26 protein-coding genes and 1 tRNA gene are annotated in these 26411 nt (G+C 65.3%); 12 read left to right on the top strand and 15 right to left on the bottom strand.

The features are described 5' to 3' along the window. Position 1 precedes the first annotated feature (1 nt). A complete protein-coding gene (locus tag ACNHKD_RS12905) occupies positions 2 to 535 on the top strand; it encodes a hypothetical protein (RefSeq protein WP_442753888.1) in 534 nt (177 codons plus the stop codon). Further along, a complete protein-coding gene (locus tag ACNHKD_RS12900) occupies positions 535 to 1593 on the top strand; it encodes a phage portal protein (RefSeq protein ID WP_442753887.1) in 1059 nt (352 codons plus the stop codon). The genes ACNHKD_RS12905 and ACNHKD_RS12900 overlap by 1 nt, the downstream gene beginning before the upstream one ends. A gap of 145 nt (positions 1594 to 1738) precedes the next feature. On the opposite strand, the gene ACNHKD_RS12895 is transcribed toward ACNHKD_RS12900, so the two are convergent. Next, a complete protein-coding gene (locus tag ACNHKD_RS12895; RefSeq protein ID WP_442753886.1) occupies positions 1739 to 1948 on the bottom strand; it encodes a hypothetical protein in 210 nt (69 codons plus the stop codon). Positions 1949 to 2085: 137 nt separating this feature from the next. On the opposite strand from ACNHKD_RS12895, the gene ACNHKD_RS12890 reads away from it, so the two are divergent. Genes ACNHKD_RS12890 through ACNHKD_RS12880 form a run of 3 tightly spaced genes read left to right on the top strand, consistent with a single transcriptional unit; the run spans position 2086 to position 4048 of the window. Continuing rightward, positions 2086 to 2766 carry a hypothetical protein gene (locus ACNHKD_RS12890; RefSeq protein WP_442753885.1) on the top strand — a complete coding sequence of 227 codons (681 nt, stop codon included), beginning with the start codon at positions 2086 to 2088 and terminating at the stop codon, positions 2764 to 2766. Beyond that, complete coding sequence (locus ACNHKD_RS12885; RefSeq protein WP_442753884.1) at positions 2766 to 2966, top strand: hypothetical protein; 201 nt, start codon at positions 2766 to 2768, stop codon at positions 2964 to 2966. Before ACNHKD_RS12890 ends, ACNHKD_RS12885 begins: the two co-directional genes overlap by 1 nt. After that, positions 2963 to 4048: a tyrosine-type recombinase/integrase gene (locus ACNHKD_RS12880; protein ID WP_442753883.1), complete on the top strand. Its 1086-nt coding sequence runs from the start codon at positions 2963 to 2965 to the stop codon at positions 4046 to 4048. The genes ACNHKD_RS12885 and ACNHKD_RS12880 overlap by 4 nt, the downstream gene beginning before the upstream one ends. A gap of 32 nt (positions 4049 to 4080) precedes the next feature. Here ACNHKD_RS12880 and ACNHKD_RS12875 read toward each other — a convergent pair. Together ACNHKD_RS12875 and pal are read right to left on the bottom strand one after the other, a co-directional pair. After that, positions 4081 to 4156: transfer RNA gene (locus ACNHKD_RS12875), tRNA-Trp, on the bottom strand. Positions 4157 to 4358: 202 nt separating this feature from the next. Then, positions 4359 to 4898, bottom strand: coding sequence for a peptidoglycan-associated lipoprotein Pal (pal, locus tag ACNHKD_RS12870; protein ID WP_442753882.1), 540 nt, complete (start codon positions 4896 to 4898; stop codon positions 4359 to 4361). A 357-nt stretch (positions 4899 to 5255) separates the two neighbouring features. On the opposite strand from pal, the gene ACNHKD_RS12865 reads away from it, so the two are divergent. Further along, a complete protein-coding gene (locus ACNHKD_RS12865) occupies positions 5256 to 5705 on the top strand; it encodes a hypothetical protein (RefSeq protein WP_442753881.1) in 450 nt (149 codons plus the stop codon). 102 nt (positions 5706 to 5807) lie between these two features. Here ACNHKD_RS12865 and xseA read toward each other — a convergent pair whose 3' ends face one another. The 4 genes from xseA to glmM all read right to left on the bottom strand — a co-directional run bounded on the left by xseA (position 5808) and on the right by glmM (position 10521). Then, positions 5808 to 7367, bottom strand: a complete 1560-nt coding sequence (gene xseA / locus ACNHKD_RS12860; protein ID WP_442753880.1) for an exodeoxyribonuclease VII large subunit — start codon at positions 7365 to 7367, stop codon at positions 5808 to 5810. 36 nt (positions 7368 to 7403) lie between these two features. Continuing rightward, the gene (locus ACNHKD_RS12855) at positions 7404 to 7964 is read right to left on the bottom strand and encodes a transposase (protein ID WP_442753879.1); all 561 of its coding nucleotides are present in this window, start codon (positions 7962 to 7964) and stop codon (positions 7404 to 7406) included. Positions 7965 to 8095: 131 nt separating this feature from the next. Then, positions 8096 to 8956, bottom strand: a complete 861-nt coding sequence (locus ACNHKD_RS12850; RefSeq protein ID WP_442753878.1) for an outer membrane protein — start codon at positions 8954 to 8956, stop codon at positions 8096 to 8098. A 218-nt stretch (positions 8957 to 9174) separates the two neighbouring features. Continuing rightward, positions 9175 to 10521, bottom strand: coding sequence for a phosphoglucosamine mutase (gene glmM, locus ACNHKD_RS12845; protein ID WP_442756894.1), 1347 nt, complete (start codon positions 10519 to 10521; stop codon positions 9175 to 9177). 152 nt (positions 10522 to 10673) lie between these two features. Between glmM and arsC the strand changes: the two genes are divergently transcribed. Then, positions 10674 to 11024 (top strand): arsenate reductase (glutaredoxin), encoded by a 351-nt coding sequence (gene arsC, locus ACNHKD_RS12840; protein ID WP_442753877.1) that lies wholly within the window; start codon positions 10674 to 10676, stop codon positions 11022 to 11024. A gap of 43 nt (positions 11025 to 11067) precedes the next feature. Here arsC and ftsH read toward each other — a convergent pair whose 3' ends face one another. From ftsH to ybgF, 3 genes are all read right to left on the bottom strand, one after another. Next, a complete protein-coding gene (gene ftsH, locus ACNHKD_RS12835) occupies positions 11068 to 12987 on the bottom strand; it encodes an ATP-dependent zinc metalloprotease FtsH (protein WP_442753876.1) in 1920 nt (639 codons plus the stop codon). 109 nt (positions 12988 to 13096) lie between these two features. After that, positions 13097 to 14095: a tRNA lysidine(34) synthetase TilS gene (gene tilS, locus ACNHKD_RS12830; RefSeq protein WP_442753875.1), complete on the bottom strand. Its 999-nt coding sequence runs from the start codon at positions 14093 to 14095 to the stop codon at positions 13097 to 13099. Between the two features lie 22 nt (positions 14096 to 14117). Next, positions 14118 to 15122 carry a tol-pal system protein YbgF gene (gene ybgF / locus ACNHKD_RS12825; RefSeq protein ID WP_442753874.1) on the bottom strand — a complete coding sequence of 335 codons (1005 nt, stop codon included), beginning with the start codon at positions 15120 to 15122 and terminating at the stop codon, positions 14118 to 14120. Between the two features lie 246 nt (positions 15123 to 15368). Between ybgF and ACNHKD_RS12820 the strand changes: the two genes are divergently transcribed. The 3 genes from ACNHKD_RS12820 (at position 15369) to ACNHKD_RS12810 (ending at position 18665) form a co-directional block, all read left to right on the top strand. Then, on the top strand, positions 15369 to 16199 hold the full coding sequence (locus ACNHKD_RS12820) for a thermonuclease family protein (protein ID WP_442753873.1): 831 nt from the start codon (positions 15369 to 15371) through the stop codon (positions 16197 to 16199). Further along, positions 16183 to 17658: a M48 family metalloprotease gene (locus ACNHKD_RS12815; RefSeq protein WP_442753872.1), complete on the top strand. Its 1476-nt coding sequence runs from the start codon at positions 16183 to 16185 to the stop codon at positions 17656 to 17658. Before ACNHKD_RS12820 ends, ACNHKD_RS12815 begins: the two co-directional genes overlap by 17 nt. A 119-nt stretch (positions 17659 to 17777) precedes the next feature. Continuing rightward, a complete protein-coding gene (locus tag ACNHKD_RS12810; RefSeq protein ID WP_442753871.1) occupies positions 17778 to 18665 on the top strand; it encodes an RNA polymerase factor sigma-32 in 888 nt (295 codons plus the stop codon). A gap of 75 nt (positions 18666 to 18740) precedes the next feature. Here ACNHKD_RS12810 and ACNHKD_RS12805 read toward each other — a convergent pair whose 3' ends face one another. Both ACNHKD_RS12805 and fdxA read right to left on the bottom strand, forming a co-directional pair. Beyond that, a complete protein-coding gene (locus ACNHKD_RS12805) occupies positions 18741 to 20411 on the bottom strand; it encodes a CarD family transcriptional regulator (protein WP_442753870.1) in 1671 nt (556 codons plus the stop codon). Positions 20412 to 20844: 433 nt separating this feature from the next. Beyond that, positions 20845 to 21183: a ferredoxin FdxA gene (gene fdxA / locus ACNHKD_RS12800; protein ID WP_442753869.1), complete on the bottom strand. Its 339-nt coding sequence runs from the start codon at positions 21181 to 21183 to the stop codon at positions 20845 to 20847. Positions 21184 to 21316: 133 nt separating this feature from the next. Between fdxA and ACNHKD_RS12795 the strand changes: the two genes are divergently transcribed. Beyond that, positions 21317 to 22195 (top strand): RMD1 family protein, encoded by an 879-nt coding sequence (locus ACNHKD_RS12795; protein WP_442753868.1) that lies wholly within the window; start codon positions 21317 to 21319, stop codon positions 22193 to 22195. On the opposite strand, the gene miaA is transcribed toward ACNHKD_RS12795, so the two are convergent. After that, positions 22108 to 23061, bottom strand: coding sequence for a tRNA (adenosine(37)-N6)-dimethylallyltransferase MiaA (miaA, locus tag ACNHKD_RS12790; RefSeq protein WP_442753867.1), 954 nt, complete (start codon positions 23059 to 23061; stop codon positions 22108 to 22110). The genes ACNHKD_RS12795 and miaA overlap by 88 nt on opposite strands. 422 nt (positions 23062 to 23483) lie before the next feature. Here miaA and serB point away from each other — a divergent pair, with 422 nt between their 5' ends. Continuing rightward, positions 23484 to 24368 (top strand): phosphoserine phosphatase SerB, encoded by an 885-nt coding sequence (serB, locus tag ACNHKD_RS12785; RefSeq protein WP_442753866.1) that lies wholly within the window; start codon positions 23484 to 23486, stop codon positions 24366 to 24368. 4 nt (positions 24369 to 24372) lie between these two features. Here serB and ACNHKD_RS12780 read toward each other — a convergent pair whose 3' ends face one another. Continuing rightward, positions 24373 to 24852, bottom strand: coding sequence for a VOC family protein (locus ACNHKD_RS12780; RefSeq protein WP_442753865.1), 480 nt, complete (start codon positions 24850 to 24852; stop codon positions 24373 to 24375). 45 nt (positions 24853 to 24897) lie between these two features. Continuing rightward, the gene (locus tag ACNHKD_RS12775) at positions 24898 to 26385 is read right to left on the bottom strand and encodes a Do family serine endopeptidase (RefSeq protein WP_442753864.1); all 1488 of its coding nucleotides are present in this window, start codon (positions 26383 to 26385) and stop codon (positions 24898 to 24900) included. Positions 26386 to 26411 lie beyond the last annotated feature (26 nt).

Below are 26411 nucleotides of genomic sequence, written 5' to 3'. Positions count from 1 at the left end.
GATGGCGGCGACGATCAAACAAGATGAGGAAATCCCCGCGAGCTATCCCGCCGCGCCGAGCGGACTTTCAAAGGAAGCCGCTGCGGTAAGCCGCGCGATGATTTGGCAGAGGATCGAGTCCTATATTGCGCGCCGCTGGACGCCGCGCGAAGTCGTCTGGATTGTTGAAGGCGCGGGCGAATGGCTCCCGCCACTTTCGCCTACGGAAGTCACGACAACGGAAATTTGGGAGGGCGTCGCTTGGGTTTCGTTCACGCCGACGCCGAGCCCGAGCGGCGGCTACATGCTCCACGGCTGCGGGCCTTACCGTTTCACGGCGAGCGTTGGCGGCGGCGACGTTCCCGCGGCCGTCAATGAAGCGTTTCGCAGGCTCGCCGAGTATTCCGCGCAAGCGATGGCGAACATGACGCCGGGCATTCGCAGCGAGGACGTGCCCGACCTTGGGGGCTCCGTATATGACAACACGGCGTTGGCGCGCGCGATGGATAGGAGCGGCGCGGGCGACCTGCTGCGCCCATACCGGAGGGCAAACTAATGGCGTGGCGATGGCCTTGGAAGAAAGTCGAAAAGCGCGCGGCCGCGGCCGGCTTCACAGCGGAAATCATCTCGGCGCGCGAGTCGTACATTGCAGGGCGCTCGGGCCTCGCCGAACTGACGGCGACGGCGCAAAGCTGCATTTCCCTTTGGGAACACGGTTTCGCGTTGGCAGATGTTATCGGAACTGATCTTCTCGACCGGCGCACGCTCGCGCTCGTCGGGCGCTCTCTCGCCCGGCGCGGCGAGGCTGTCTTTCTCATTCGCGACGAGGGCCTTGTGCCGGCGGCGGATTGGGATTTGTCGACGCGCAACGGCAAGCCGACTGCTTATCGCGTCTCAATCAGTGAAGCGGGCGGCGGGCGCACGGAAACCGCGCTTGCGGCGGAAGTGCTTCACTTTCGCGTCGGCTGCGATTCTGCGTCGCCATATCTCGGCACAGCGCCGTTGCGCCGCGCGCCTTTGACGGCGAGCTTGTTGAACGCGCTCGAAGCCGCGCTCGGCGAAGTCTATGAGCACGCGCCTCTCGGCAGCCAAATTGTTCCTATGCCCGAAAGCCAGAGCGTCGATTTGGAGACGATGGGGCGCGGCTTTCGCGGTCGCCGTGGCCGGGTGCTGCTACGCGAGAGTGTGAACGTGTCGGCGGCGGGCGGACCCGCTCCCGCGACCGACTGGCGCCCGGCGGATGTGACGCCGAATCTGCAACAGGCGATGACGACGGAAAGCCTCTCGGGCGCGCGTGAAGCCATCTGCGGCGCGTTCGGGGTGCTCCCGGCGCTGTTCTCGACCGCGACCACGGGACCGCTCGTCCGGGAGGCGCAGCGGCATTTGTGCGCTTGGACGCTGCAACCAATCGCGGAATTGATCGGCGAGGAAGCTTCCGAAAAGCTCGGCGGGGAAATCCGTCTCGACACGCTGCGGCCGACGCAAGCCTTCGACGCTGGCGGCGCGGCGCGAGCGCTCGGCGCGCTCGTGTCGGCGATGGCGGAAGCCAAGGCTGCTGGTCTCCCGCCCGAGGCGCTGGCGAGCGCGTTCCAACGGCTCGATTGGGAGTCATGACGGAAAAGGGGAGGGCCGCCCCTGGGTTGTCACAGTCCCTGAATCGGCCCCGGTTACTCGGCGAGTGCGTAAACCCCGAGAGGGCGCGGCGGTTCTCCTTTCCCGCGCGGCGCCCAAGTGCCGGGGGCCGGGATGGCTCCCGGCGCTAAATAATATGAATTTCTGGGCAACTGGCCTCAGGCTCCCCCGCGCCAGACGCAATTACCGCTTCGAGGGCGGCGATTGCCGAATGGATTGCGGCAAGCGTCGTAAGACCTTTGTCGTCATAGGCCCCGGCAAGTTGATACGCCAATTCAACGCGGCGCTCGACCAATTCAGTGAGCTTTGTTTTCAAATCTTCGGTTGTTTCAGCCATCGTAAAACCTCTTCGCTTGGGGCAACCGTTGCAGTCTGACGGCACATTCTGACCGGTCAACAGATTTTGCGCGGGTCAATCCGACTCATACTACAATGACGGTTGACGCCGGGCCATTGTAGTATTAATAGAATGGAATGGCTACACCAGGCGAACTCGTCAAAGTCGTTGCCGCCGCTACCGGTGAAGACGAACCAACCGTGGCGCAGATTGATCGCAGTCTGCATCTCGCAGGCCTGCGGACCAAGGGCGGGCGCGGTCCAGCGGCTGCAAAAGTAACGCCACGAGACGCAGCACATCTATTGACAGCGATGACGGCAAGCACCCGCCCGCGCGATGCTGTCGAGGCTGTGCATCGGTATCAAAACAGCGCGTACCACGAGACCGACTTCGGCCCGGAATTTCCCCAGCTCCGTTGGGCAAATACCGGTGTCCCTGAATTTGAAGCGCTTAGGCCGGGGCATAGCTTCATAGATGCTTTGGAGGCCATAATTGCGGTCGCCATGCAAGGCCGGCTTTGGCCGCTGCTGGGTCTTGGCGCCGGGGAATACCCACAGACCGAAGCAACAAAAATTTTGTCCCTAAGGATAAACGTGTGGTTTCCTCGGACGCACGGGCGCATTTACCTTAGTTTTGGCAAGAGATTGAATGGTTTTATCGGCATAACGGCTGATTACACTTCAACAAATCCTGCGAATGACATTGTAAAAGGCATTCCCCGCGTTGCTGAAATTGGCGCCGTGCCAATTTTGATGGTCGGCGCGCTGCTCGCGGGGAAGCTTGACGAGCTGCCGCCTATCACGGGGGATGCAGAGTGATGAACACGCCCCGCAAACCCCGCGTTTCTCAGTCTGAAATGACGAAGGCGCTCCGCGCCGCGCGCGATTCTGGCCACAACGTCCAGCGCGTGGAAATCGAGCCGGGCGGTCGCATCATCGTCATTATGGGCGAGCCTGAACAGCCGATCGTAAACACGATCGACGCTGAGCTTTCCCGAATCCTGGGGGCACCGCAATGAAGTGGCGCTACCTCAAACGCGACGTGTCACGTCACGGGCAGGTGCGCTGGTATTTCAGGCGCGGCGCCGAGCCCAAGGTAAGGCTTCCCGACCATCCGAGCGCATCCAAGGAAGCCGAAGCGGCTTACTATTCCGCGCTTGATCGGAAGCCGCTGGCGCCGGCGCCGATGGCGGACAAGTGGCCAGCCGGATCATTCGGGGCGCTAGTTACGAGCTACATCCGCTCGTCAAAATATCAGGCGCTCGCGCCAGTGACCGCTGCGGGCTATCGGCGGCAACTTGACCGGCTTCGCGCCGACATTGGCCATCTGCCCTACAGCGAGTTTCGGCGGCGCCACGTCGTCAGGATCATCGAGAGGAAGGCGAACGCACCGGGCGAGGCGAACAACGTCCTAAAGGCGCTACAGGCTCTTTTCACCTATGCTGTGAAGGCCGATCTTCTCGACCGGAGTCCGGCGGCGGGCGTCGAAAAATTGAAGGTCACTGGCGACCGCGCGGGCGGTTCCGAAACATGGCGCCCCGAACATGCCGAGCTTTTCCGCGCGCGCTGGCCCATCGGCTCGCCGCAGCGGACGGCGTTTGAAATTATGTGGAATACAGGACTGCGCATCGGCGACGCGCTACGCCTGGGGCCGCAGCATGTCCGTGACGGTCGTGTGGCTATGAAGACGAGCAAGAAGGGCGTCGTGATTGAAACGCCAATCCTGCCCGATCTTGCGGAAGCGCTCGCCGCAGCACCGACGCCGCATCTCACGTATCTCGCGACGCAGGCGGGGCGCACCCGGTCTGCGAAGTCCGCTTACAACTGGTTTTCGGCTGCGGCTAAGGCGGCCGGACTCCCGCCGAAATACACGTCTCACGGGTGCCGAAAGGGCATTCTGACGGAGGCGGCAGAGGGAGGCGCGAGCGAGCATGAATTGGCTGCGCTCGCCGGCCATGGCTCAACAAAGAGCGTTTCCGCCTACACGAAAAAAGCGAGGCGCAGCGCGCTCGCTGACGCCGCGATAGCGCGTCTCGAAAGGGGCGAACATGGAACATCTGATGGCCCACCTTCTAAAAAAGTGGGCCGAAATGGTGCGTAACTAGCTGATATAAAAGGAGAAATTATCATGACTGGCAGGAGTGGAGGGGCTCGAACCCCCAACCCCCGGTTTTGGAGACCGGTGCTCTACCAGTTGAGCTACACTCCTGCAGCGCCGAAGCGCGCGCCTTATTGCCGCAACGGCGTCGCCGACGCAAGGGGTTCTGACGCAGGCCGCGGAAAAGTTTTGCCGCCGCGCGCCTTCAGGTTCGGGCGAGAGGCCGATGGTCGAGGATCGCGACCTTGAAGCGGCGGAAGGCCGGCGCGCCCGCGATGTCGCGCAGCGGGCCGAACAACGCCCGCGCGGGCTTTCAGGAGTTCCCGCCCGCCAGCACGGTGACGACGCGGCGGTTCTGGGACCAGCAGGAGATATCGTCGCAGGTCGCGACGGGCCGCTCCTTGCCGTAGCTCACCGTGCGGATGCGCGAGGCGGCGACGCCGCGAGAGACGAGATAATTTTTCGCGGCCTCGGCGCGCTGGGCGCCGAGCGCGAAGTTATATTCGCGGGTGCCGCGCTCGTCGGCGTGGCCCTCGAGCGTGAAGCTGTAGCGGCTGTAGCGATTGAGCCATTGCGCCTGATGGTCCAGCGTCTGCTGGGCCGTCGGCGTCAATTCGGTGGAATCGGTCTCGAAGAAAACGCGATCGCCGATGTTCTGCGCAAAATCCTGGGCGCTGCCCGGGGTTGCCGGCAGGCCGCTACGGGAGACGCCGCGGCCGCCGGGCCCGCCAACGCCTCCGGCGAGATCGCCTCCCGCTTCGTCCGCCGCATTTTTCGCACAGGCCGCCATCGCCAGCGCCGCCGAAAGGGCGACGGCGAGTTTGGCGCAACGGGCGGCAGCGGAAACCAGCATGGAAAACTCCTGTTACGTGGCCGATTGCGGTCAGTCCTATTCTCGCACGGTTAAGCGAAGGTTCCATCAACCTTGATCAGGGGTGTGTGGAACTGATCACATTTGAACGAATTATTCGCTTCATTAATAAAAGGTTAATTGGTTAACAAAGTATGAACGGCCTTGCTTGCGTCTCGCCGCGCGGGCCGTCGTCGCCCACTCCTTCCGGCAAGAGGGCGCCCTGGAGCGCCGGTGCGACAAAGTCGCGGTGACTTTTGTCAAAAATCTGTAGTCTTGTTCTCACCGCGCGGCCGCCCGCTTGCCGCACGAGCAGGGCAGACTATCATTACGCTGCGGCTGCGAGTTGGGGAGGATGAGATGAACGAAGGGATCGCGCCGTTTTTGTCGCCGCTCACGCTGATCCTCGGCGGCGGCCTGCTGGTCATCGGCGTCCTTTCCCTGTTCGATCTCCATTTCCTGAAGTCCAAGACGCAAGAGAAGCTCGCGCTGATCGCCGGTCTCGCCCTGATCCTTGCGACGGAAGCCATGTTCGTCACCAGCGGCGCCAGCGGCCGTTATTTCGAGGGCCAGAAGATCGACGTGACGGATTGCGAATTTCAGGTCGAACGCGACTTCCCAATGGAGCGAAAGGCCAATCCGAAGCTCATCGAGACAAAGATCAGGGCGTGCATGGACACGCTCGGCTATGACTGGTCCGAAGAGCATGAGCATTGCCAGGAGGCGAGGCTCTCGACCAATGTTTTCTGTTACATGCCCCGCGCGCCCATGCAGCGCAGCATCGTCGCCTGGCAGATGCGGTTTGAATAAACCCTCGGCGGAGCCGTTAAACTGCGACAGGCGTAAGGATATGCTTCTCGCGGGGTGAAGTTTCAGACAAAGATACCGCGCAAGCCCTTCTAAACCTGCATCTCAGAACAGCGAGCCCTGATCGCCCGGCGTCTTGCGGGGTTTGCGCTTCGCGGCGGCAGGCTGCGGATCTGGCTGTCCGGCGGGCCCCGCGCGCGCGGCGATGCGCCCGTCCGCAAATTCGATCGTGAGCGCCGCACCCGGCGGCGCCTGGGCGGCGCTGCGCACCAGCGCCTCCTGCTCGTCGCGCACGAGCGCGAAGCCGCGCGCCAGCACGGCCTTGTGACTCATGGAGTCCAGAAGGCGGCCGAGCCTTTCGACCCGATCTTTCTTTTGCGCCAGTTGCGTCGTGAGCGCCAGTTTCATACGCGCCGAGAGCCCTTCGACGCGCTGCCGCGCGCCGGCGTTCTGGTGGCGCGCAAGCGCGACATTGGCGTCGAAACCCGCCTTGAGCCGCGCGCCCAGGCCTTTCAGTCTCTCCCTCTGTCCGGCAAGCTCCGCCTGGGGCGAATGGCGCGACAGGAGGCGCGCCAGATCGGCCAGCCGCAGGCGCCGCCCATCCCGCCCGGCGCGCAACGTCGCGCGCAGCCGTTCGGAGGCCCGGTCCAGACGCTGCCGGGGCGTCTGCAGGAGTTGCTCCGGCGTCGGCAGCAGACGCGCATAGGTCGAAAGCTGCGTGCGGCGCTGCTCCATCGCCCGCGTCTTCGCGATGGCGAGCCGGCGCGCGCGGACGGCGAGATGTTCCGCGAGTTCTGCGCGGACGGGGACGACCTTCTCGGCGGCGCCGGTGGGCGTCGGCGCGCGCAGATCCGCGACGAAATCGAGGAGCGTCGTATCCGTCTCGTGGCCGATGGCGGCGATAAGCGGAATGTCGCTCGCCGCCGCCGCGCGCACGACGGCCTCCTCGTTGAAGCTCCAAAGGTCTTCGAGCGAGCCGCCGCCGCGCGCGACGATGAGCACGTCCGGGCGGGGGATAGGGCCGCCGGCGGGAAGGGCGTTGAAGCCATCGATCGCCGCCGCGACTTCGGCCGCCGAGGTCTCGCCCTGCACGCGCACGGGCCAGACGACGACGCGGCGCGGAAAGCGGTCGTTGAGGCGATGGAGAATGTCGCGAATGACGGCGCCGGTGGGTGAGGTCACGACGCCGACGACCTGCGGCAGGAAGGGCAGGGGACGCTTGCGGTCTTCGTCGAAAAGTCCTTCCGCCGCGAGCTTCTTTCGCCGCTCGTCCAGAAGCGCCATCAACGCGCCGACGCCGGCGGGCTCCATTGCCTCGATGACGATCTGATAGGAGGATTTGCCCGGGAAGGTGGTGATGCGCCCCGTCGCGACGACCTCCAGCCCCTCCTGCGGCCGCGTGCGGATGCGCAGGAAGGTTCCCTTCCAGATCACGGCGTCGAGCCGCGCGCCTTGATCTTTCAGGCAGAAATAAGCGTGACCAGAGGCGTGCGGCCCGCGATAATTGGAAATTTCTCCCCTTACGCGCACGCGGCCAAAACGATCCTCGACCGTGCGCTTGAGGGCGTTGGCGAGTTCGGTGACGCTGACTTCCGGAGCGTTGGTGAGGGCGACGGAATCAGGCGGGTTCAGGTCGGACATGGCGGGAGTATAGTGGGGCTTCATGCGAGCCTGAAGGCTCGCGGTCTGGAGCGCGCGCCTTCAGGCGCGCCTGAAACCGGCGGAAGACCAGGGCCAGTCGACGGGATCAACGGCAAGCCCCGCAACGACTGGGTTTCTTTCGACATACTCCACCGTGGCGGCAAGGTCGCGTTCGTTCCGGATATAGCGATCGAAATAATCGGGCGCCCAGAAGGCGCCGCATGTTCCCCGCCGCCGGTTGATCTCGGCGGCTGTGAAGGCTTTCCAGCTCTTGACTACGGCGCCGAGCGGAAAGCCGGCGAATAGCGCTGCGACGATGTGAACGTGATTGGGCATGACGCACCAGGCGACGAGGCGGTATTTGACGCCGTCGAAATATAGCAGCGCATTCTGGACGATCAGGGCCGCATCCGGATCGCCGAGGGGCTGGGGGCCGTAGCAGCAGCGATCGAGGACGGCGTCGATTTCGTCACGTCGCAGATCCGGTTGGTCCGGCAGCGCGTCGAGGACGGATTTGGGCAGGCTGCCGAAAGTTCGGAAGACGATGTGCTGGGCGCATTCCGGTGAATCAAAATGCGGAAGATAGCCGCGCGAATGCCAGCCTTTGTGGTCTTTGGTCATGAAATGGCTTTTTAGAATGCGAGCCTGAAGGCTCGCGGTCCATGTAAAAAGGCGAGCCTGAAGGCTCGCGGTCCGGACCGCACGCCTTCAGGCGCGCAAACGGCGCGGGGACGCCGCGCCGTTTGTTTTTATCAATATTTCCGAACCAGCGGGCCCGGAGGCGGCGGGGGCGGGGGGACGAGCGTCGGGATGATGTAGCGGAAGCCCACGCGAATGTCGTTCGAGGCGACGTTGAACGAGTGCCGCTCTCCGAAGCAAGGCAGCGAGTTGCAACTGATCGGATTGCTGGTGATCTTGCCCATGTCGAGGTAGCGGTAAGCCACTTCCAGCCGGAGATTCGGCGTGACCGCATAGCCCAGACCGCCCATCACGGCCCAGGCGAAATTCGTCTGATTGGTGTCCGCCGCGAACCCATAGCCGCCGTTTGCGACGCCGAAACCCGTATCCGTCAGGCCCGAGAAATTATGGAAAGCCGCGCCAATGCCGGCGCCCACAAATGGCGTCAGGCCATACCAGGTGCCGAGATCGAAATAGGCGTTGGCGAGAAACAGGGCGGTACCCAGACTCGCATTGTATTGATCGAAGCCGTAACAGGCCGAGCCGCAGCCCGGAAAGGTAAATTGGTTCGCCGCGCGATAGGACGACTGGATGCGGTATTCGCCAGTGAGATCGAAGCGGAACCAGCTATTGACCTGATAACCGACGCCCGCGCCGGCGAAGGCCGTGTCGTTCAGGCTGTGATAGCTGTTCCAGACCGGCCCGGCGGGAACCTGGACGTTGCCAAAATTATCGATGCCCGGCCGCAGCGAGTAGCTCCAATCGGAGATTTGGGTCGCGCCCACGCCCACATCGCCGCGCAGATACCAGCCGCCAAACTCGACGGGCGGCGGCTCGATCGGCGGCGGGGGCGGCGGGAGCAGATCGGCCGCCTTTGCGCCGCCGGCTCCGGCGACGATTGCGGCCGCTAAAAGGAGGGCGAATGAACGGCCCATGATTACTTCCCCTTTTTGCGTAAAGCGGGCCGCAGAGCGGACCCGTGGCGCTTTGCCATCGGGGGTAAACATGACCGACAAGACTTAAAGCGAAGTTAACCTTACCGCTTAACCAAATTTAGTCGTAAGCTACTATGTTTATTAAGTTTTTCGCGACGAAAAAGGCGCTGCGAGCCGACGGCTTTTCGACCCGCCCACGCCCTTTTTTCGCGGCCGCGTTACGCGGCTTCGGCCGATTCCTTTAGCGCGTTGCAGACTTGCGCGACGAGCGTCTCGACGAGATCGCGATCGTCGCCCTCCGCCATGACGCGCACCACCGGCTCCGTTCCCGAGGGCCGGACGATGATTCGACCGGAGTCTCCGAGGCGTGCGCGCGCGGAGTCGATTGCGACCGCCACCGAGTCCTTCTCGAGCGTCCGGCCGTTGACTCGGACGCTCTGGAGCACCTGGGGCAGGGGCTGGAAGCAACGGCAGATCTCGCTCAGCCGCCTGTCCTTGCGTTTGGCCTCGGCCAGCACCTGCATCGCCGTGACGAGGCCGTCGCCCGTGGTCGAATAGTCGGACAGGATCACATGGCCCGACTGCTCGCCGCCGACATTGTAACCCTCCTTCCGCATGCGCTCGATCACATAGCGGTCTCCGACGGCCGTGCGCTCCAGGGTGAGGCCCATTCCGTTGAGATGCCGCTCCAGGCCGAGATTGGACATGATCGTCGCGACGACGCCGGGCTTGGCCAGCAGGCCCTGCTCGCGCCAGCTCTGGGCGACAACCGCCATGACTTGATCGCCGTCGACAATCGCGCCGGTCTCGTCGACCAGAATGACGCGATCGGCGTCGCCGTCGAGGGCGATGCCGACATCGGCGCGCAGCTCGCGCACCTTGGCCCGGAGCGCTTGCGGCGAGGTGGAGCCAACGTCCCGGTTGATGTTGAAGCCGTCCGGCTCGACGCCGATGGCGATGACCTCCGCCCCGAGCTCCCACAACGCTTCGGGCGCGACCTTGTAGGCGGCGCCGTTGGCGCAGTCGATGACCACGCGAAGCCCTTCGAAGCTCATATTGCGGGGCAGCGTGTGCTTGGCGAACTCGATATAACGCGCGCGCACGTCGTCGATGCGGCGGGCGCGGCCCAACGCATTGGCGCCGGCGAGGCGACGGCTGAGATCGCTGTCCAGAAGGCGCTCGATCTCATGCTCGATCTCGTCCGAAAGCTTGTGCCCGTCCGGTCCGAAAAGCTTGATGCCGTTATCCTCGAAGGAATTGTGCGAGGCCGAGATCATCACGCCCACATCGGCGCGCATGGAGCGCGTGAGCATGGCGACGGCCGGCGTCGGCATCGGGCCAAGGAGCAGGGGGTCCATGCCGACGGAGGTGAAGCCCGCGACCAGCGCATATTCGATCATATATCCTGACAGCCGCGTGTCCTTGCCGATCACGACGCGGTGCCGGCCTTCGCCGCGCTGGAAAATGAGGCCGGCGGCCTGTCCGACCTTGAGCGCAAGCTCTGGCGTGATCTTGACGTTGGCGAGGCCGCGAATGCCGTCCGTTCCGAAATAGCTACGCGCCATCTTCATCCCTTTTCGTATGACAAGCGCAAAATTCACGCGGAGTTAGACGTCGGTCCGATGTGTGCAAATTGCCCGATTTAGCCGCGGGCGTATTCCAGAATCTGAATCATAAGTTAATTTGAAAGTCCAACTTGATCGCAACCGGAGCGAAAATGCGAGCGATTATCTATCATAATCCCGCCTGTGGAACCTCCCGCAAAGTTCTCGCCGCCCTTCGCGAGGCGGGATATGAGCCGGAAGTCGTCGAATATTTGAAGACCCCTCTCGATCGAAAGACCTTGCAGGGGATTTTGGCGCGCATGGGTAAAAATGTGCGCGATATCCTACGTAAGCGCGGCACGCCGTACGACGAGCTTGGACTGGACAATCCGGCTCTCTCGGACGACGAAATTTTCGATGCGATAGAGAAGCACCCCATCCTCATCGAACGGCCGATCGTTCTGGTCGGTGAAAAGGCCGGTTTGTGCCGCCCCGCCGAGACTCTGCAGGAGCTGATTTCGTAGCGTCCAAAAAGAAAGCCCGGCGGGACCGTCGGGCTTTCGCTTCTTAGACCGGGTTCGGCGAGAGGCCGCCGACATCCGGCTCGGGTTTTTGGCCGGTTGTCGGGACGGCGGATCCGCGCGGGGGCTGGGGGGCGGAGGAGCTGGTGTCCTCGCGCACCGGGCGCTTGCCCTGCAGCAGGCCCTTCATCTCCTCGCCGGTCAGGGTCTCGAACTCCAAAAGGCCATTGGCCAGCGTGTCGAGCTGCGCCCGCTTCTCGGTCAGGATCTGCCTGGCCTTGTCGTAAGCCTCCTGGACCAGACGCCGAACCTCGGCGTCAATCGTCTGCTGCGTCGCCTCCGAGAGGGTCTGCTGCCGCCCGATCGAATAGCCAAGGAACTGCTCCTGCTGCGGCTCGGCGTAAGCAACCGTCCCCAGCTTGTCCGAGAACCCAAGCTGCGTGATCATCGCCCGCGCCACCCGCGTGCACTGCTGGATGTCCGACGCCGCCCCGGACGTCACCTTGTCGTGGCCGAAGATGATCTCCTCCGCCACCCGGCCGCCCATCGCAATCGCCAGCATCGCCGTCAGCTGCTCATAGGTCTGCGAGACCTGGTCGCGCTCCGGCAGGCCCTGCACCATGCCCAAAGCCCGGCCGCGCGGGATGATCGTCGCCTTGTGGATCGGCATCGCCCCCGGAACCGTCAGCTGAACCAGCGCGTGGCCGCCCTCGTGATAGGCCGTCAGCTTCTTCTCCTCCTCCGTCATGGAGAGGGTTCGCCGCTCCGCGCCCATCATGATCTTGTCGCGCGCGTCCTCAAACTCCTGGTTCGTCACGATCCGCTTCGAGCGCCGCGCCGCCAAGAGCGCCGCCTCGTTGACCAGGTTCATCAGATCGGCCCCCGAAAAGCCCGGCGTCCCGCGCGCAACCACCTTCAGGTCCACATCCGGCGCCAAAGGCACCTTGCGGGCGTGAACCTTCAGGATCTTCTCGCGCCCGATAAAGTCCGGGTTCGGCACGGTGATCTGGCGGTCGAAGCGGCCCGGACGCATCAAGGCCGGATCGAGCACGTCCGGACGGTTCGTCGCGGCGATCAGGATGATGCCCTCATTCGCCTCGAACCCGTCCATCTCGACCAGCAGCTGGTTCAGCGTCTGCTCGCGCTCGTCATTGCCGCCGCCCAGCCCCGCCCCGCGATGCCGCCCAACCGCGTCGATCTCGTCGACGAAGATGATGCAGGGCGCGTTCTTCTTGGCCTGCTCGAACATGTCGCGCACGCGGCTCGCGCCGACGCCCACGAACATTTCCACAAAGTCCGAGCCCGAGATCGAGAAGAAGGGCACCCCCGCCTCGCCCGCAATGGCGCGCGCCAGCAGCGTCTTGCCGGTGCCCGGCGGGCCGACCAGCAAAACGCCGCGCGGAATGCGGCCCCCAAGGCGCTGGAACTTGCCGGGATCGCGCAGAAACTCAACAATCTCCTGCAAATCCTCCTTCGCCTCGTCAACCCCCGCAACGTCCTCAAACGTCACCTTCCCAGCCATCTCCGTCAAAAGCTTCGCCTTCGACTTCCCAAACCCCATCGCGCGGCCCGCCCCTCCCTGCATTTGACGGGAGAGGAAAATCCACACGCCGAGGAAGGCGACGAGCGGGAGCGCGTTGAGCAGCAGCGTCATGATCCAGCTCGAGCCGTCGCTCAACGGCTTGGCGCTGATCGAAACGTTATGCGCCTGCAGGCGCGGGATGATGTTCGCTTCGTTCGGGATGTAGGTTGTGAAGGGCCGGTTGTCGTTGAAGTGGCCGGCGACTTCGTTCCCTGCGATGGTCACGTCGTGGACGCGGCCCTGGTCAATCTGCGTGAGCAGCTCGCTGAACGAAATGTCCCGGATCGGCGTGCGCTGGCCGGGCTGCTGGAACAGCATGACGAGCGCCACCACCAGCAGGCCGATGATGGCCCACAAGGCGAGGTTCCTGAAGTTTGCGTTCATTGCCTATTCCAAATGGGAAGGGCCCGCGCGGGACGATTCCCCGGAGCGCTTCAAGTTGCAAATAATCTAGGCGCGCCCTCGTTCCTTGCCAAGAGAGGCCTGGCTGAGGTCAAGCGTCGTCGCGCGCTTCCCGCGAGGCCGCGCGTCGGGGCGGCGCGGGGGAGAGCGTGACGCTGTTCGCCCGAGATTCCAGCAGCAACCCGGCGAGCGTCAAGCGCAGCGGCTCGCCGCCGCGCAACGCGTCGGACAGACGTCGCGCGGCGCGCTCCAGCCGGTCGAGGCGGATCGGCGCCTGCGGGGCGAGCCGTTCGATCTCCCCGGCGAGGACGCGCTGGAGAAGCTCGAGCGGCAGATCGCACAACGCCGCGGGGTCGAAGCGCGCATAGGCCGCGTCGCTGTGAAGAAGCGCCCTGGCGCGGGCCGCTTTCGCGCAGGACTCCAGGGCTGCGTCGGCGCGGGCGGCGCGGGCGGCGAGCCTCAGCAGCGCCTGCGCGTCGAGCCCCAGTTCCGCGAGGGTCGGCATCAGCTTGCGCAGCCGCGCGCGGGCGTAGGCGTCGTCCTTGTTCGAAGGGTCCGAGTAGTAGGCGTGTCCGGCTTTCTCGCAGATTCCGATCAGTTCCGTTTTTCTGAAGCCGAGCAGCGGGCGCAAAAGCGCAACCGTCCCGCAGCGCGACGCCGCCGCCATGCCCGCAAGGCCCGAGACGCCGGAGCCGCGCGTGAGGCGAAAGAGGATCGTTTCCGCCTGATCGTCGGCGTGATGGGCCGTGACGATCGCGCTTGCGCCGATTTCCCGGGCGCATCCTTCGAGCAGCGCGTAGCGCGCCGCGCGCGCGCGCTCCTGTATCCGCGTCGACGGCTTGTCGCCTTCCCATGTCAGAAGATGATGGGAAAAGCCCAGCGCCCGCGCCCACGCGCCGACCTGTTCGGCTTCGGCGCGCGCGGCGCCGCGCAGGCCGTGATCGACCGTCGCGACGGCGACGTCGTGGGCGCCGCGCTCGGGCCAGTGCGCGCAAAGGAGCATGAGGGCGACCGAATCCGGCCCGCCGGAAACGGCGAGGAGAAGGCTCCGATGCGGCTTTAAAAGGTCGAGCGCCGTCGCGTCGTCCAAGGTCAGCGCTCGCCGCGCTTCGTCAGCACGAGAGCTTCTTGCTCTCGCGCGACGCCGCGTCGCGTATGCGCGCCGCCGAGCCGGGATATTTCATGCCGATCTCGTTGAAGGAGGCGCAGGCCTGCTCCCGCGCCCCCATGGCGCCGAGCGACTGGCCGAGCCGGAGCAGGGCGTCCGGCGCCTGGGCGGATTGGCCGTATTTCTGGGAGATTTCGAGATATTTTTCGGCCGCCTCGCGGTGGCGGCCGCGCAGGAAGAAGCTCTCCCCCAGATTGAAGGTCGCGGCCGGAGCGTATTTGCTCTTGGGATTCTTGGCGAGGAAGGCTTCCAGCTCCTTCTCCGCCGCCTCGAACCTGCCCGCCTTGAGCGTGGCGACGGCTTCTTCATATTCTTCTTTCGGCCCCGGAGGCGCCGCCGCGGGAGCCGGCGCGATCTGGGGCGTGGCGGCCGGCTGGTCGCCGACGAGGCGGCCATGGGCGATGTCCAGAGGCTGGCCGACCTCCCGCGGCGGCGGCGCGGTCGTGACGGCGCCGGCGGCCGTCTTCGGCGGATTGGGGAGCGGCGCAGAGGGCGTGGTGGAGCCCAGCGGCTTCGGAACCCCGGGGGCGGCGGGATCGCTCGCGGGGTCGAAAGCGTCGCCGCGTTTCGAGCCGGCGACGGGGGCCGGCGCAGGCGCCGTCGCGGGACGCAAGGCGGGAGCGGACTCCGCCGGATGGGGCGCGATCTCCCTGGCGGCGCGCAACTGTTCCTCCAGCAATTGCACCTTGTGCTGCAGTTCCTCGTTCTGGCCGGTGAGGCGACGAATATCGCGCTCGAGCCGATCGACGCGCGACATCAAGGCTGCGGCGTCCGGACCGCCATTGTCGATCTCGCCGGGCGGCGGACCGTCGAAATCCGCCGGCGGCCGGTTGTAGCCTTGCGTCAGCTCGACGTCGGAGTCCGGCCGGGCCGGTCCGTAGGGATCGTAAGCCGGCGCGGCGCCCGCGCTGAGGAGGAGGGCGGCGGTGAGGGCGATGCGAGAGATCATGGGCGTGATGTGGGAATGGAACGGCCGCGCTGTAAGGTCGCCGAATTGTCTGCGGCCGCATCATAGGCGCGGGTTGGGCGTAATTGGGGCGGGAGATTGCCTTGGTCTGCGCCATAAGCGAAACTGCGGCGGTTGACTCCCGGAACGCGACGATTGACGGCTGAATTCCTTCCAAGGCGTTGGAAAATCGCTTCGGGACGTTTGCTCCCGGGGCCAGGGCGATTTCGCGCCGCTTCCTTCTCCCGCATGCGGAAGAGGGAAGGAACCTGCCTCGCGCTCGCTCTTGCTCTTGTCCTTTCGACGTCCGCCCGTTCCCTCGCCGCCGCCGCCGAAACGGGCGCCTGCTCGCTGGAGAACACGGTCCCCGCCACGGTCGCGGCGGTCGACGACGATTTCGACCTCCTTTTGGACGACGGGCGCCGGGCGGTTCTCTCCGGGCTCGAATTTCCGCCGTCATCCGACAAAGGCGCTCCCGATCTTCGCGCCGCCGCCCGCAAGCGTCTCTCGGGCTGGCTCGCGGGGAAGGACGTCTTTCTCGCCGAGCTCGCCGCCGGTTTCGACCGCTGGGGGCGTATCCCGGCGCGGGTCTTCGCGACGCAGGGAGATGGGCCCGAGGCGCCGCTCGTCTCGGTGGGAGGCGCCGCGCTGGAAGAAGGTCTCGCGCGATTCCGGCCCGACGCGCCGGCCGCGGCCTGCGCGCGCGATTATCTCGCCGCGGAGGCGCCGGCGCGGGATGCGGGCCGGGGGCTTTGGGCCGATCCCCGCTTGCGTCCGGCCGACGCCGCCGACGGCGCCGGCTTGCTGCAGCGCAAGGGGATGGCGGTGGCGGAGGGCAAGATTTCGAGCGTCGGCGAAAGCCGTGGGGCCATCTACCTGAATTTTGGCCAAAAGCGCGCCGAAGATTTCGCGGTCGTGATTTTGCGTCGCAATTTGGCTATGTTTCGGGCGTCGGGAATCGAACCCCGGGCGCTGATCGGGCGGCGGGCGCGCGTGCGAGGACTGATTGAGACAGGTTTGGGACCGCGCATGGAAATCTCAGCGCCAGCCGAGATCGAGATCCTTGAGAATCAGCCCTAAGACCGCCGGCCGCGCGCTCGCGGTCGCCTGCGCCTTTTTCCTTGCCGATTGCGCCGAACTCGAGCGCCAGGGGCAGCTCTTCGCGCCGGTTCCCTCGCCGCCCTCGCCGAGCAAGCCCCCGCCGCCCAGGTCCGAAAACCGCAGTTCCGTCCAGCACAAGGAATTGCTGGCGCAGTTCGGCGGCGAATATCAGGCGCCCAGCGCCGAGCGCTATCTCGACGCCATTCTCGTCAAGCTCGCCCAGTCGAGCGACACCCCCGGCCAGACGGCCTACAAGGTCACGATCCTCAACACCCCCGTGGTCAACGCCTTCGCGCTGCCTTCCGGCAATCTCTACGTCACGCGCGGCCTTCTGGCGCTCGCCGGCGACGCCTCCGAGGCGGCCGCGGTCATGGCGCATGAAATCGCCCATGTCACGCTGCGCCACAGCGCGCTCCGGGCGGAAAAGGAGCGCGAGGCGGCGGTGATCTCGCAGGCCGCGACCGTGATTCAGAGCCGCCAGAAGGGCGAGGAGGAGCGCTCCAAGCAGCGTCTATCGGTCGCGAGCTTTTCGCGCCAGCAGGAGCTGGACGCCGACGAGACCGGCGTGAAGGTCATTGCAAGGGCCGGCTACGACCCCTATGGGGCCGCGCGCTTCCTGACGGCGCTCGGCCGCTCTTCGGAGCTGCGCGCCGCGCTCTATGGCAAGCGCAAGGATTCCATGAGCTTCGACATCATGTCGACGCATCCTTCCACGCCTGAGCGCGTCGCCCGCGCCGTGGCGGTCGCCCGCCAGATCAGCGCGCCGGGCATCGGGCAGCGCGACCGCGCCGGCTATCTCGCGGCCATCAACGGGGTCGCTTTCGGCGACGACCCGATGGAAGGCTATGTCCGCGACCGCAAGTTCACGCATCCGCGCCTGCGCTTCGCCTTCACGGCCCCGGAGGGCTTCCTGCTTGAAAATTCGAGCGAGGCCGTTTTTGGCGTCCGTCAGGCGGACAATGAGGCGCTGCGGCTCGATACGGTGCGCAATCCGCAATTCGAGAGCCTGGAGGCCTATGTCGGCTCGGGCTGGGTGGACGGCCTGCTGCCGTCCTCGGTGAAGAAGCTCGACGTCAACGGCCTTCCGGCCGTGGCGGCGGTGGCGCGCGCGGGGGAATGGAACTTCCGCCTCGCCGTCATCCAGTCGGGGGACTATCTCTATCGCCTGATCTTCGCGGCCAAGGCGCTCACGGAGCAGACCGAGAGGGAGTTCATGGAATCCATCATGACCTTCCACCGCCTCACGCCGGAGGAGGCGCGCGAGGCGCACGGACTTAAAATTTCTGTAATCTCCGCCGCTCCGGGAGACACGGCGGAGAGCCTCGCCGCGCATATGACGACGCCCAATCGACCGCTCGAATATTTCCGTCTTCTCAACGGCTTGGATGAAGGCGAACAGGTCGTGGCGGGGGAGCGTTACAAAATCGTAACGGAGTAGGGCAGGCGCGGCCGGGAACATGAGGGCGGCCCGCGGGTTGAACGCTTAGAGTTGTTCAAAACGCGCGGATATCTCGCTTCGTCACAAAAAAAGAGATAGCGCGCTATGGAGATTTGGCCATGGCGTATCTTCCCGGTCTCGGCAGAGAGTTGATGAAGGCGGCGGCCGACGCGCCTTTTCTGGAGAGAGAAGAGGAAAAGGAGCTCGCGATCGCCTGGCGCGACCATGGAGACCGGCTCGCCCTTCATAAACTGACGGCGGCCCATATGCGGCTGGTGATCGCCATATCGGCCAAGTTCCGTCACTACGGGCTGCCGATCGCGGACCTCGTGCAGGAAGGCCATGTCGGTCTGCTGGAGGCGGCGGCCCGATTTGCGCCGGAGCGCGACGTTCGCTTCTCGACCTACGCCACCTGGTGGATCCGCGCCTCGATTCAGGACTATGTGCTGCGCAACTGGTCGATCGTCCGCGGCGGCACCAGCTCCACGCAAAAAGCGCTGTTCTTCAATTTGCGCCGGCTTCGGGCGCGGTTGGCGCGCGAGCCGGAAGCGTTCAGCACGGGCGACGCCTATCAGAGGATCGCCGAGACGCTGGGCGTATCGCGCGCCGACGTGGAAATGATGGATTCGCGGCTCTCCGGCTCGGACGTGTCGCTCAACGCCCAGCTCGTCGACGATGAATCCGCGGGTTCGGCGCAGCGCATGGACTTTCTGGTCGACGACGCGCCGCTGCCCGACGAGGTGGTCGAGCAGAATCTCGATTCGGATCGCCGCGCGCGCTGGCTGAGGGATGCGCTGGCGATTCTTTCCGAGCGCGAGTTGCGCATCGTGCAAGAGCGGCGGCTGACGGAGAACCTCGTGACGCTGGAGACGCTCGGCGACAAGCTGGGCATATCGAAGGAACGCGTCCGTCAGATCGAGAGCCGCGCGCTCACCAAGCTGCGCCGCGCGCTCTCGAAGCTGAAGGACGACGACGTGCCGGACGAGGCCGCGCCGCCGATGGCTTGAATGGCGACGAATCAAAGAGCCCTCCGCTCGACGAGCGGAGGGCTCTTTTTTGCTTTTTATACGGAGCGCATGTCTTTACGCGGCGCGCTCGACGTCCTCGTCGTCGGCGTCGTCCGCAACATCGGGGTCCGACTTCTGACCACGGCGCGGTCCCTTTTGCAGGAACGACTCGATCAGCTTCAGCGCCTCGGAGTCGATCAGCTTCCGGACCGCCGCGACTTCGCGCGCCATGCGATCGAGCGCGGCCTCATAGAGCTGGCGCTCCGAGTAGGACTGCTCCGGCTGCGTGTCGGAACGGTAAAGATCGCGCACGACCTCGGCGATGGTGACGAGGTCGCCCGAGTTGATCTTCGCCTCATATTCCTGGGCGCGGCGCGACCACATTGTGCGCTTGATGCGCGCGCGGCCGCTCAGCGTGGTGAGCGCCTTGTCGACGACGTTGCCCTCGGCGAGCTTGCGCATGCCGACATTGCCGACCTTGCTCGTCGGAACCTTGAGGATCATCTTGTCCTTGATGAAGCTCACCACGAAGAGCTCGAGACTGAATCCCGCGACTTCCTGAGTCTCCACGCCGACGATCTGGCCGACGCCATGCGCCGGATATACGATGAACTCGTTGAGCTTGAAGCCGTGTTTCGGCGCCACAGGTTTCGCCTTGGCGGGCGTGGGCGTGGGCTTCGCCACAGCCTTGGTCTCGATCGCAGTCTTCTCGGCGGCGACGGGCGTCGCCGTCGTAGCGGGGGGCTCGTTTCTTTTTGCCAATTTTTTGTCTTCGCCGGCTGTCGTGGTTGAGGAGGTCTTACCAGCCGCCACGACGGCCGCGCGCGCGGCTGCCGGAGCGGGGGAAGCGGGAGCAGCGTCCTGCGCCGCCCGGGGCGCAGCGACGGTCGCCGCCGGCGCAGCCGCCGCGACGATCTTGGAGATGGTTGGAGCCCCGGCCTTCGCCGGCTCGGGAGCTTTGGTCGCCTCGGGCGTCTTCACGACCTTCGCAGGCTTCGCGGCTTCCGGCGCGCTGGCGCTCACGGGCTTGGCCGTGGCAGGCTTCGGGACCGCAGCCGCGGCAGGCTTCTTCGCGTCGGGGGCGGTGGCCTTGACGGAGACGACCGCATTTTTCACGGCCTTGGCGGCAGCTTTGTCGGGCGTCTTCGTCGCGGGAGCCGCAGCCTTTACGGCGGGTCTGGAAACGGCCGACTTTGCCGCCGGCTTCACGACGGCCGTCCTGGATTCGGCCGACTTCGAACCGGACGTTTTGCTCGCACCGCCGCGCGTCGCGGAATTCTTGACCGCCGCCGCGCGCGGAGACGCCGGCGCGGCCGCGCGGGCCGTCGCCTTCGCGCTCGATTTCGCGGCGGCCGTCTTGGCGTGCGTCACGGTCTTGGCGTGCGTCATGGTCTTGGCGTGCGTCATGGTCTTGGCGCTGCTGGTCTTGGCAGCGGTCTTCGCGGCTTTCGCGGCTGTCTTGGCCGGCCCCTTCACGGCGGCCCTCGCCGGCGATTTCGCGCTGGAGGCCGTCTTGCTTCTGGCCGGCGTCTTGTCGGCCTTCGTCTTGTCGGCCTTCGTCTTGGCGACGTTCGTTTTAGCGGGGGTCTTGCCGGCCGCGGATTTGCCGGATTGGATCGAAGCGGCGGCCGTCGCGCGAGACCGAGCCGATTGGGAAGCGTTCTTCGACGCCGCCCCCCGGGCGCGCGGCGACGTTGATGTGACGCCGGCCCCCTTCTTCTTCTCGTTTTTCTTGGCGGACGGCATACGCGGGACACTCCTTCTGCGCCCCGCTGTGGAGACGGGGCGAAATTGCAGATCCCCTGCTGTCCCGGGCGGAGCCACGCGACGGCAAGCTTATCGATCTGACACCTTAGCTAGAGCGGCGGCGACGTAGTCGGGCTTTGGACACAACGGTCAAGCGCGCGCTTTCTCTTGCTGCGAGGCAAACTTAGGGATTCATCCGGTCGCCAAAGGGGCGGCGATCCTCTGTCGGACTCTATATCATGTCGTAGCGCAAAAATCAAAGATAACCCTCGGCTTCGATCAAGCCTGAAGGTTGCGAGCTCATCGCCAAGTTCAAGAGAATAATACGTATTTCGCGCGATTAAGGATGTGGAAACTATTTGTTGGGCCAGACGCCGCGCCTGTGCATTAAGCTGATTCGATTCGGCGCCTTATCATTAGGCGCCGATCTCGATTAATCGCCCTGGCCGGGTTCGGCCGAGAAATAGGCCTCAAACTTGCCGGGCTTGCCGTCCCATTCCTTCGCGTCCGCCGGCGGCTCGCGCTTGATGGTGATGTTCGGCCAGTTCTGCGCCATCTCCGAGTTGAGCTGCAGCCACTTCTCCAGCCCTTCCTCGGTGTCGGGCTTGATCGCTTCGGCGGGGCATTCGGGTTCGCAAACGCCGCAATCGATACATTCGTCCGGGTGGATGACGAGCATGTTCTCGCCTTCGTAGAAGCAGTCCACCGGACAAACCTCCACGCAGTCCATATACTTGCACTTGATGCAGTTTTCCGTGACGACGTATGTCATGTGGGTTCTCTTGGGGGCCTCGCGCGGATTGCTGCGCTAGCTAGCGTTTTTACAGCCGTCATGCAAGGCATGCATGAAGGCCATTTTGGCGCCGCCGCGAAGTGGTCCACAATGCGGCTTACAGCAGGCTGAAATGACCGATATCGAATTCAGACCGACGCCCGCCGTCGCCCACGCCGTCACGGCGCGCGCCCTGTTGCTTGGGGAGCGCATCGACACTGTCGGACTCGAGCGCGCCGACCTCGTATCGACGTCGCCGCTCGCATTTCACGTGGGGCAGGCTGGCTTCGCCGTTCTCTACCGCTTCGGAGTCGCGGTGCTCTTCGGCCTGTCGCCGCTCGAAGAGGACGAGATCGTCACCAAGATCGGCGCGCGGGTCGCCGGCGCGTCGCGCGGCGACGACGAGACGCTCGTCATCGAGACGATGCATGACGGCGAGGAGAAGGCGTTGCCCAACGGCCGCCTCGCGGTGAAGGACCTCTCCGAGGCCCGACTGCTCGTGATCGCCGACGCCTTGGCGAAGAGCGTGGCCCTCGCCCGCGACGAGCGGCGCGTGAACGCCGTCTTCGACACGATCGAGCCTTTCGCGGCGGAACTCGCCAGCAAGGGCCGTCCGCCATGGAGGCGCAAGGCGATGCTGGAGCTCATCGGCCAGACGCTGCTCGTGCGTCACCGCGTCTCGGGCCGCGTCGCGGTCGAGGACAAGCCCGATGTGCTGTGGGACCGGCCCGACCTCGAGCGTCTCTATGCGCGCCTCGAAGACGAATATGAGCTGGAGGCGCGCGGTCGAACGCTCAACGCCAAGATCGACGTCCTCGGCGAAACCGCGCGCGCGCTCACCGATCTGATCGACGCGGATCGCTCGGTGCGGCTCGAATGGATCATCATCGTGCTCATCGCGATGGAGTTCGGCCTGTCGCTGTTTCAGATTCTTGTCGAGCAGCATCCCAGGGCGCAGCACGCGGCTTCCACTGCCGCGCCTGTCTCCGCGCCGGACAGCCATGCGAAGTGAGGCAATTGATGCCTTGCGAAAGTGAATTGGCGCTTGGCGTAATGGCGCGTGTCGAGCTTGCCGCGCATGATCGCCTTGTCGAGCGTCGCGCGTCCGTCGAGATAGGCGATCAGGCCGGGCGCGCCATGCGCGCGCATGGCGGGGAGCGCGGGGTCGAGCTTCCTCTCGCGTAAACGAGCGATTTCGTCGAGCGCGCCCATTTCCATCATCCTGTCGAAGCGCGCGTCGATGCGCGCATAGAGCGTCTCGCGTTCCGGCGCCAGAAAGAAGGCCGGGCATTGTGCGGCGTCGAGGAGCGGCGCGCCGCGCGGTCCCTGGAAGGACGCAAGCGGCTTGCCCGTCGCGGCGAAGACTTCCAAAGCGCGCAAGATGCGTTGCGGATCGGTCGGGCGCAGCCGCGCGGCGGTTTCCGGATCACGCGCCGCAAGCTCGGCGTGAAGCTCCTGCGGCGTCTTTCCTCCGGCCGCCTCGCGCACTTGCGCGCGCACCTCCGCCGGCACGGCCGGGATGTCGGAGAGTCCGTAAAGCGCCGCCTTGAAATACATGCTTGTTCCGCCGGCGAGCACGGGCGTGACGCCGCGCGCGTCGAGTTCTTTCAGCGTCTGCGCCAAGTCTGCGAGATAACGGCCGACGGAGTAGTTCACGCTGGCGTCGACATGGCCGAAGAGAAGATGCGGGACTTCCGCTTCTTCCTCGGGCGTGGGCCGCGCCGTGATGATGCGCAGGTCGCGGTAAACCTGCATCGAGTCGGCGTTGATCACCGCGCCGCCAATGCGCCTTGCCAGCTGCATCGCCAGGGCGGACTTGCCCGAGGCGGTCGGACCTGCGATGAGAATGGCGCGCGCGGGCAGGACGCTGTGGGACATGGCGCTATTGCGGCGTAAATGATCGAGATGTCAAAGGCGATCCTTGCAAGGGCCAAAAAGCCTTTCTTCATCCTGACGAGCGCGCCCCTTGGCGCGCGTCTCGAAGGACGAGGAAAGGCGTCGATGCGGGTTGACGCTCTCTCGTCCTTCGAGACGCGCGCTGCGGTCGCGCCTCAGGATGCCGGGCAATCGGGTGAACAACAATCCTGGACGTTGGCCGCCCAATACCTCCCCTTTACGGGGAGGTCGGCGGTCGAAGACCGCCGGGTGGGGTTCGCGCCGCATGACCTTGATGGAGCTGTACCCCACCCGACCCCGCTCCGCGGGGCCGCCCTCCGCGTAGAGGGGAGGGATGGGCTCATGCCCCGCCTTCGCCCGTTTGCCCCGTCTCAGGACAAGGTCGCTCTGGATAGAGTTGCGATATGAAGAGCGTCGCGACCTTTGTCGCAGGGCAGGGCGCGTCGCTGAGCGAAGCGGCGGTCCGCTGCGCATTGCCGAACGCAGGCATTGCTGTGTTCGCGCTGGATTGGCTTGCGCATGACCTTGCGTGCGATGCGTTTTTTGAAAGCGACGCACTCGATGCGTCGCGGGCGCGCCTTCAGGCCGCGCTGAGAAATGAACCGATCGACGTGATCGTCCAGCCCGTCGCGGGCCGGCGCAAGAAGCTGCTCGTCGCCGACATGGACTCGACCATGATCGAGCAGGAATGCATCGACGAGCTCGCAGGGCTCATCGGCATTCGCGACCGCATTTCCGTCATTACCGAACGCGCCATGGCGGGCGAGCTGAATTTCGAGACGGCGCTGCGCGAACGGGTCGCGTTGCTTGCGGGCGTGACGCTCGACCAGATCGAGACGCTGGTGACGCGCATCACGCTCACGCCCGGCGCCCGCGCGCTGGTGCAGACCATGCGCGCGCATGGCGCGCATACGGCGCTCGTCACCGGCGGCTTCACGCCCTTCACCGAGCCGGTCGCCGCGCGCATCGGCTTCCACGAGGCCTTCGCCAACCGGCTGGAAATTGTCGGCGGCGCCTTGACCGGCGTCGTGCTCGATCCGGTGCAGGGAAGGGAAGGCAAGCGCGCCGCGCTCGCGGGTTTGCGCGGGCGCCTCGGACTGGCGCGCGACGCGACGCTCGCCATCGGCGACGGCGCCAATGATCTCGATATGCTGCGCGAAGCGGGGCTCGGCGTCGCCTATCGCGCCAAGCCGAAAGTGGCGGAAGCGGCCCATGCGCGGGTCGACTACGCGGATTTGACGGCGCTGCTTTACGCGCAGGGATATTCGCGCAAGGACTTTGTCGCGTGAGGAGTCAGGCGCCGTCGTAAGCGCGTTGCAGCGCCGCGAGGTCGAGCTTCTTCATCGTCAGCATCGCCTCGGCGACGCGCTTCGCCCGCGCAGGGTCGGCGTCCTTCATCATCTCGCCGAGCGCTTTGGGCGCGATCTGCCAGGAAAGCCCGTAGCGATCCTTCAGCCAGCCGCAGGGTTCGTATATTCCGCCGTCTCCGAGCGCATCCCATAGGCGGTCGATCTCAGCCTGGTCGTCACATTCGATCTGGAAGGAGACGGCGTGATTGAAAGGCTCGAACGGCCCCGCGTTGAAGGCCATGAAGGGCTGGCCGAGCAGGGTGAACTCGACGATCTTGACCGAACCCGCCGGCCCGCTCGGGCTGTCGGCGGGGAGCGCCCTGACGCTGTCCACATGAGATTTGGGGAGGAGAGAGGCGTAGAAGGCGGCGGCTTCCTCCGCCTTCTCCGCATACCAGAGGGTGGGAATGATGCGTGGCGTCATTGTCGACCTTTCCCAACCAGAGCGCGACGGGAGGGCGTCGCGCCTTCATTCCACCGGCAGCGCCACGAAATGCGCGTCGCCGGCGCCGTTGGCCACGATCAGCAGGGCGGTCTTCTTGCCCGCGTCCTTCAGCGCCTTGATCTTCTTCACGGCGTCGGTGGGATCGCTTACCGGCTCCTGATTGACCTCGAGCAGAATCTCGCCCGCCTGCAACCGCTTCTCGGCCGCGTTGGAGGACGGGTCGACCGAGGTGATCAGCACGCCGTTCTTCACCGTGTCCTTGATCTGGAAGCGCGCGCGCAGGTCGTCGGTCAGCCGCGAAAGCTCCATGCCCAGCGCGCTCTGCGAAGCAGGGCCGCTCGATTCCGGCTTTTCCTTGTCGCCCGCGTCCTTCGAGGCGACCTTTTCGCCGTCTTCAAGGCGGCCCAGCTTTACCTTCTTGGTCTCTTCCTTGCCGCCGCGCATGATCACGAGCTCGACGTCCTTGCCGACCGGCGTCGCCGCGACGAGCTTCGGCAGGTCGCGCGATTCCTTGATCGGCTTGCCGTCGAACTTCACGATGACGTCGCCGGCCTTGACCCCCGCCGGCTTCGACGGGCCCTTGTCGTCCACGCCAGCGACCAGCGCGCCGCGCACCGAGCCGAGATTGAGCGTCTCGGCGATGGCGTCGTCGACATTCTGGATGCGCACGCCGAGCCAGCCGCGGCGCGTTTCGCCATATTGCTGGAGTTGCTCGATCACCGGCGTCACAGTGTTCGCGGGCGTCGCGAAGCCGATGCCGACCGAGCCGCCGGAGGGCGAGAGAATCGCGGTGTTGATGCCGATCACTTCGCCGTCCATGTTGAACAGCGGGCCGCCGGAATTGCCCTTGTTGATCGACGCGTCCGTCTGAATGTAATTGTCGTAGGGGCCGCTATCGATGTTGCGATTGCGGGCCGACACGATGCCGGCGGTGACCGAGCCGCCGAGGCCGAACGGATTGCCGACCGCAAGCACCCAGTCGCCGACGCGCGCCTTGTCGCTGTCGCCGAACTTCACCGCCTTCAGCGGCTTCTCGGGCTTCACGCGCAGCACCGCCACGTCGACCTTCTGGTCCTTGCCGATGATCTCGGCTTTCAGCTTCTGGCCGTCGTTGAAAATCACCGTCACTTCATTCGCGTCGGCGATGACGTGGTTGTTGGTGATGACGACGCCCGAGGCGTCCACCACGAAGCCGGAGCCCAGAGACGACGATTTGCGCTGCCGCGGCAAGTCGGGCATGCCCTGGCCCTGGCGGCGACGGAAAAATTCCTCGAACAGATCGTCGAAGGGCGCGCCCGGGCCCATTCCCGGCGGCATGCCCGGCATGTCGCCGCCGCCCTTTCCGCGCTTCGCCTCTATGGTCTGGGTGGCGGAAATGTTCACGACGGCGTCCGAAACCTGCGCCGCAAGATCGGCGAGCGAATCGGGGCCCTTTGCCGAAGCGGGGCCGGCGATCCACAGAGAAGTGGCCGTCGCGAGCGCCAGCGCAGCGCGGCGAAATGCGGATATCATGCGTGCTGTCTCCTGCGGACAAGAAT

Origin of the sequence: Methylocystis sp. JAN1, assembly GCF_052186135.1 — a bacterium.
Classification (GTDB): Bacteria; Pseudomonadota; Alphaproteobacteria; order Rhizobiales; family Beijerinckiaceae; genus Methylocystis.
This window is presented reverse-complemented; position numbering and strand designations above follow the sequence as displayed.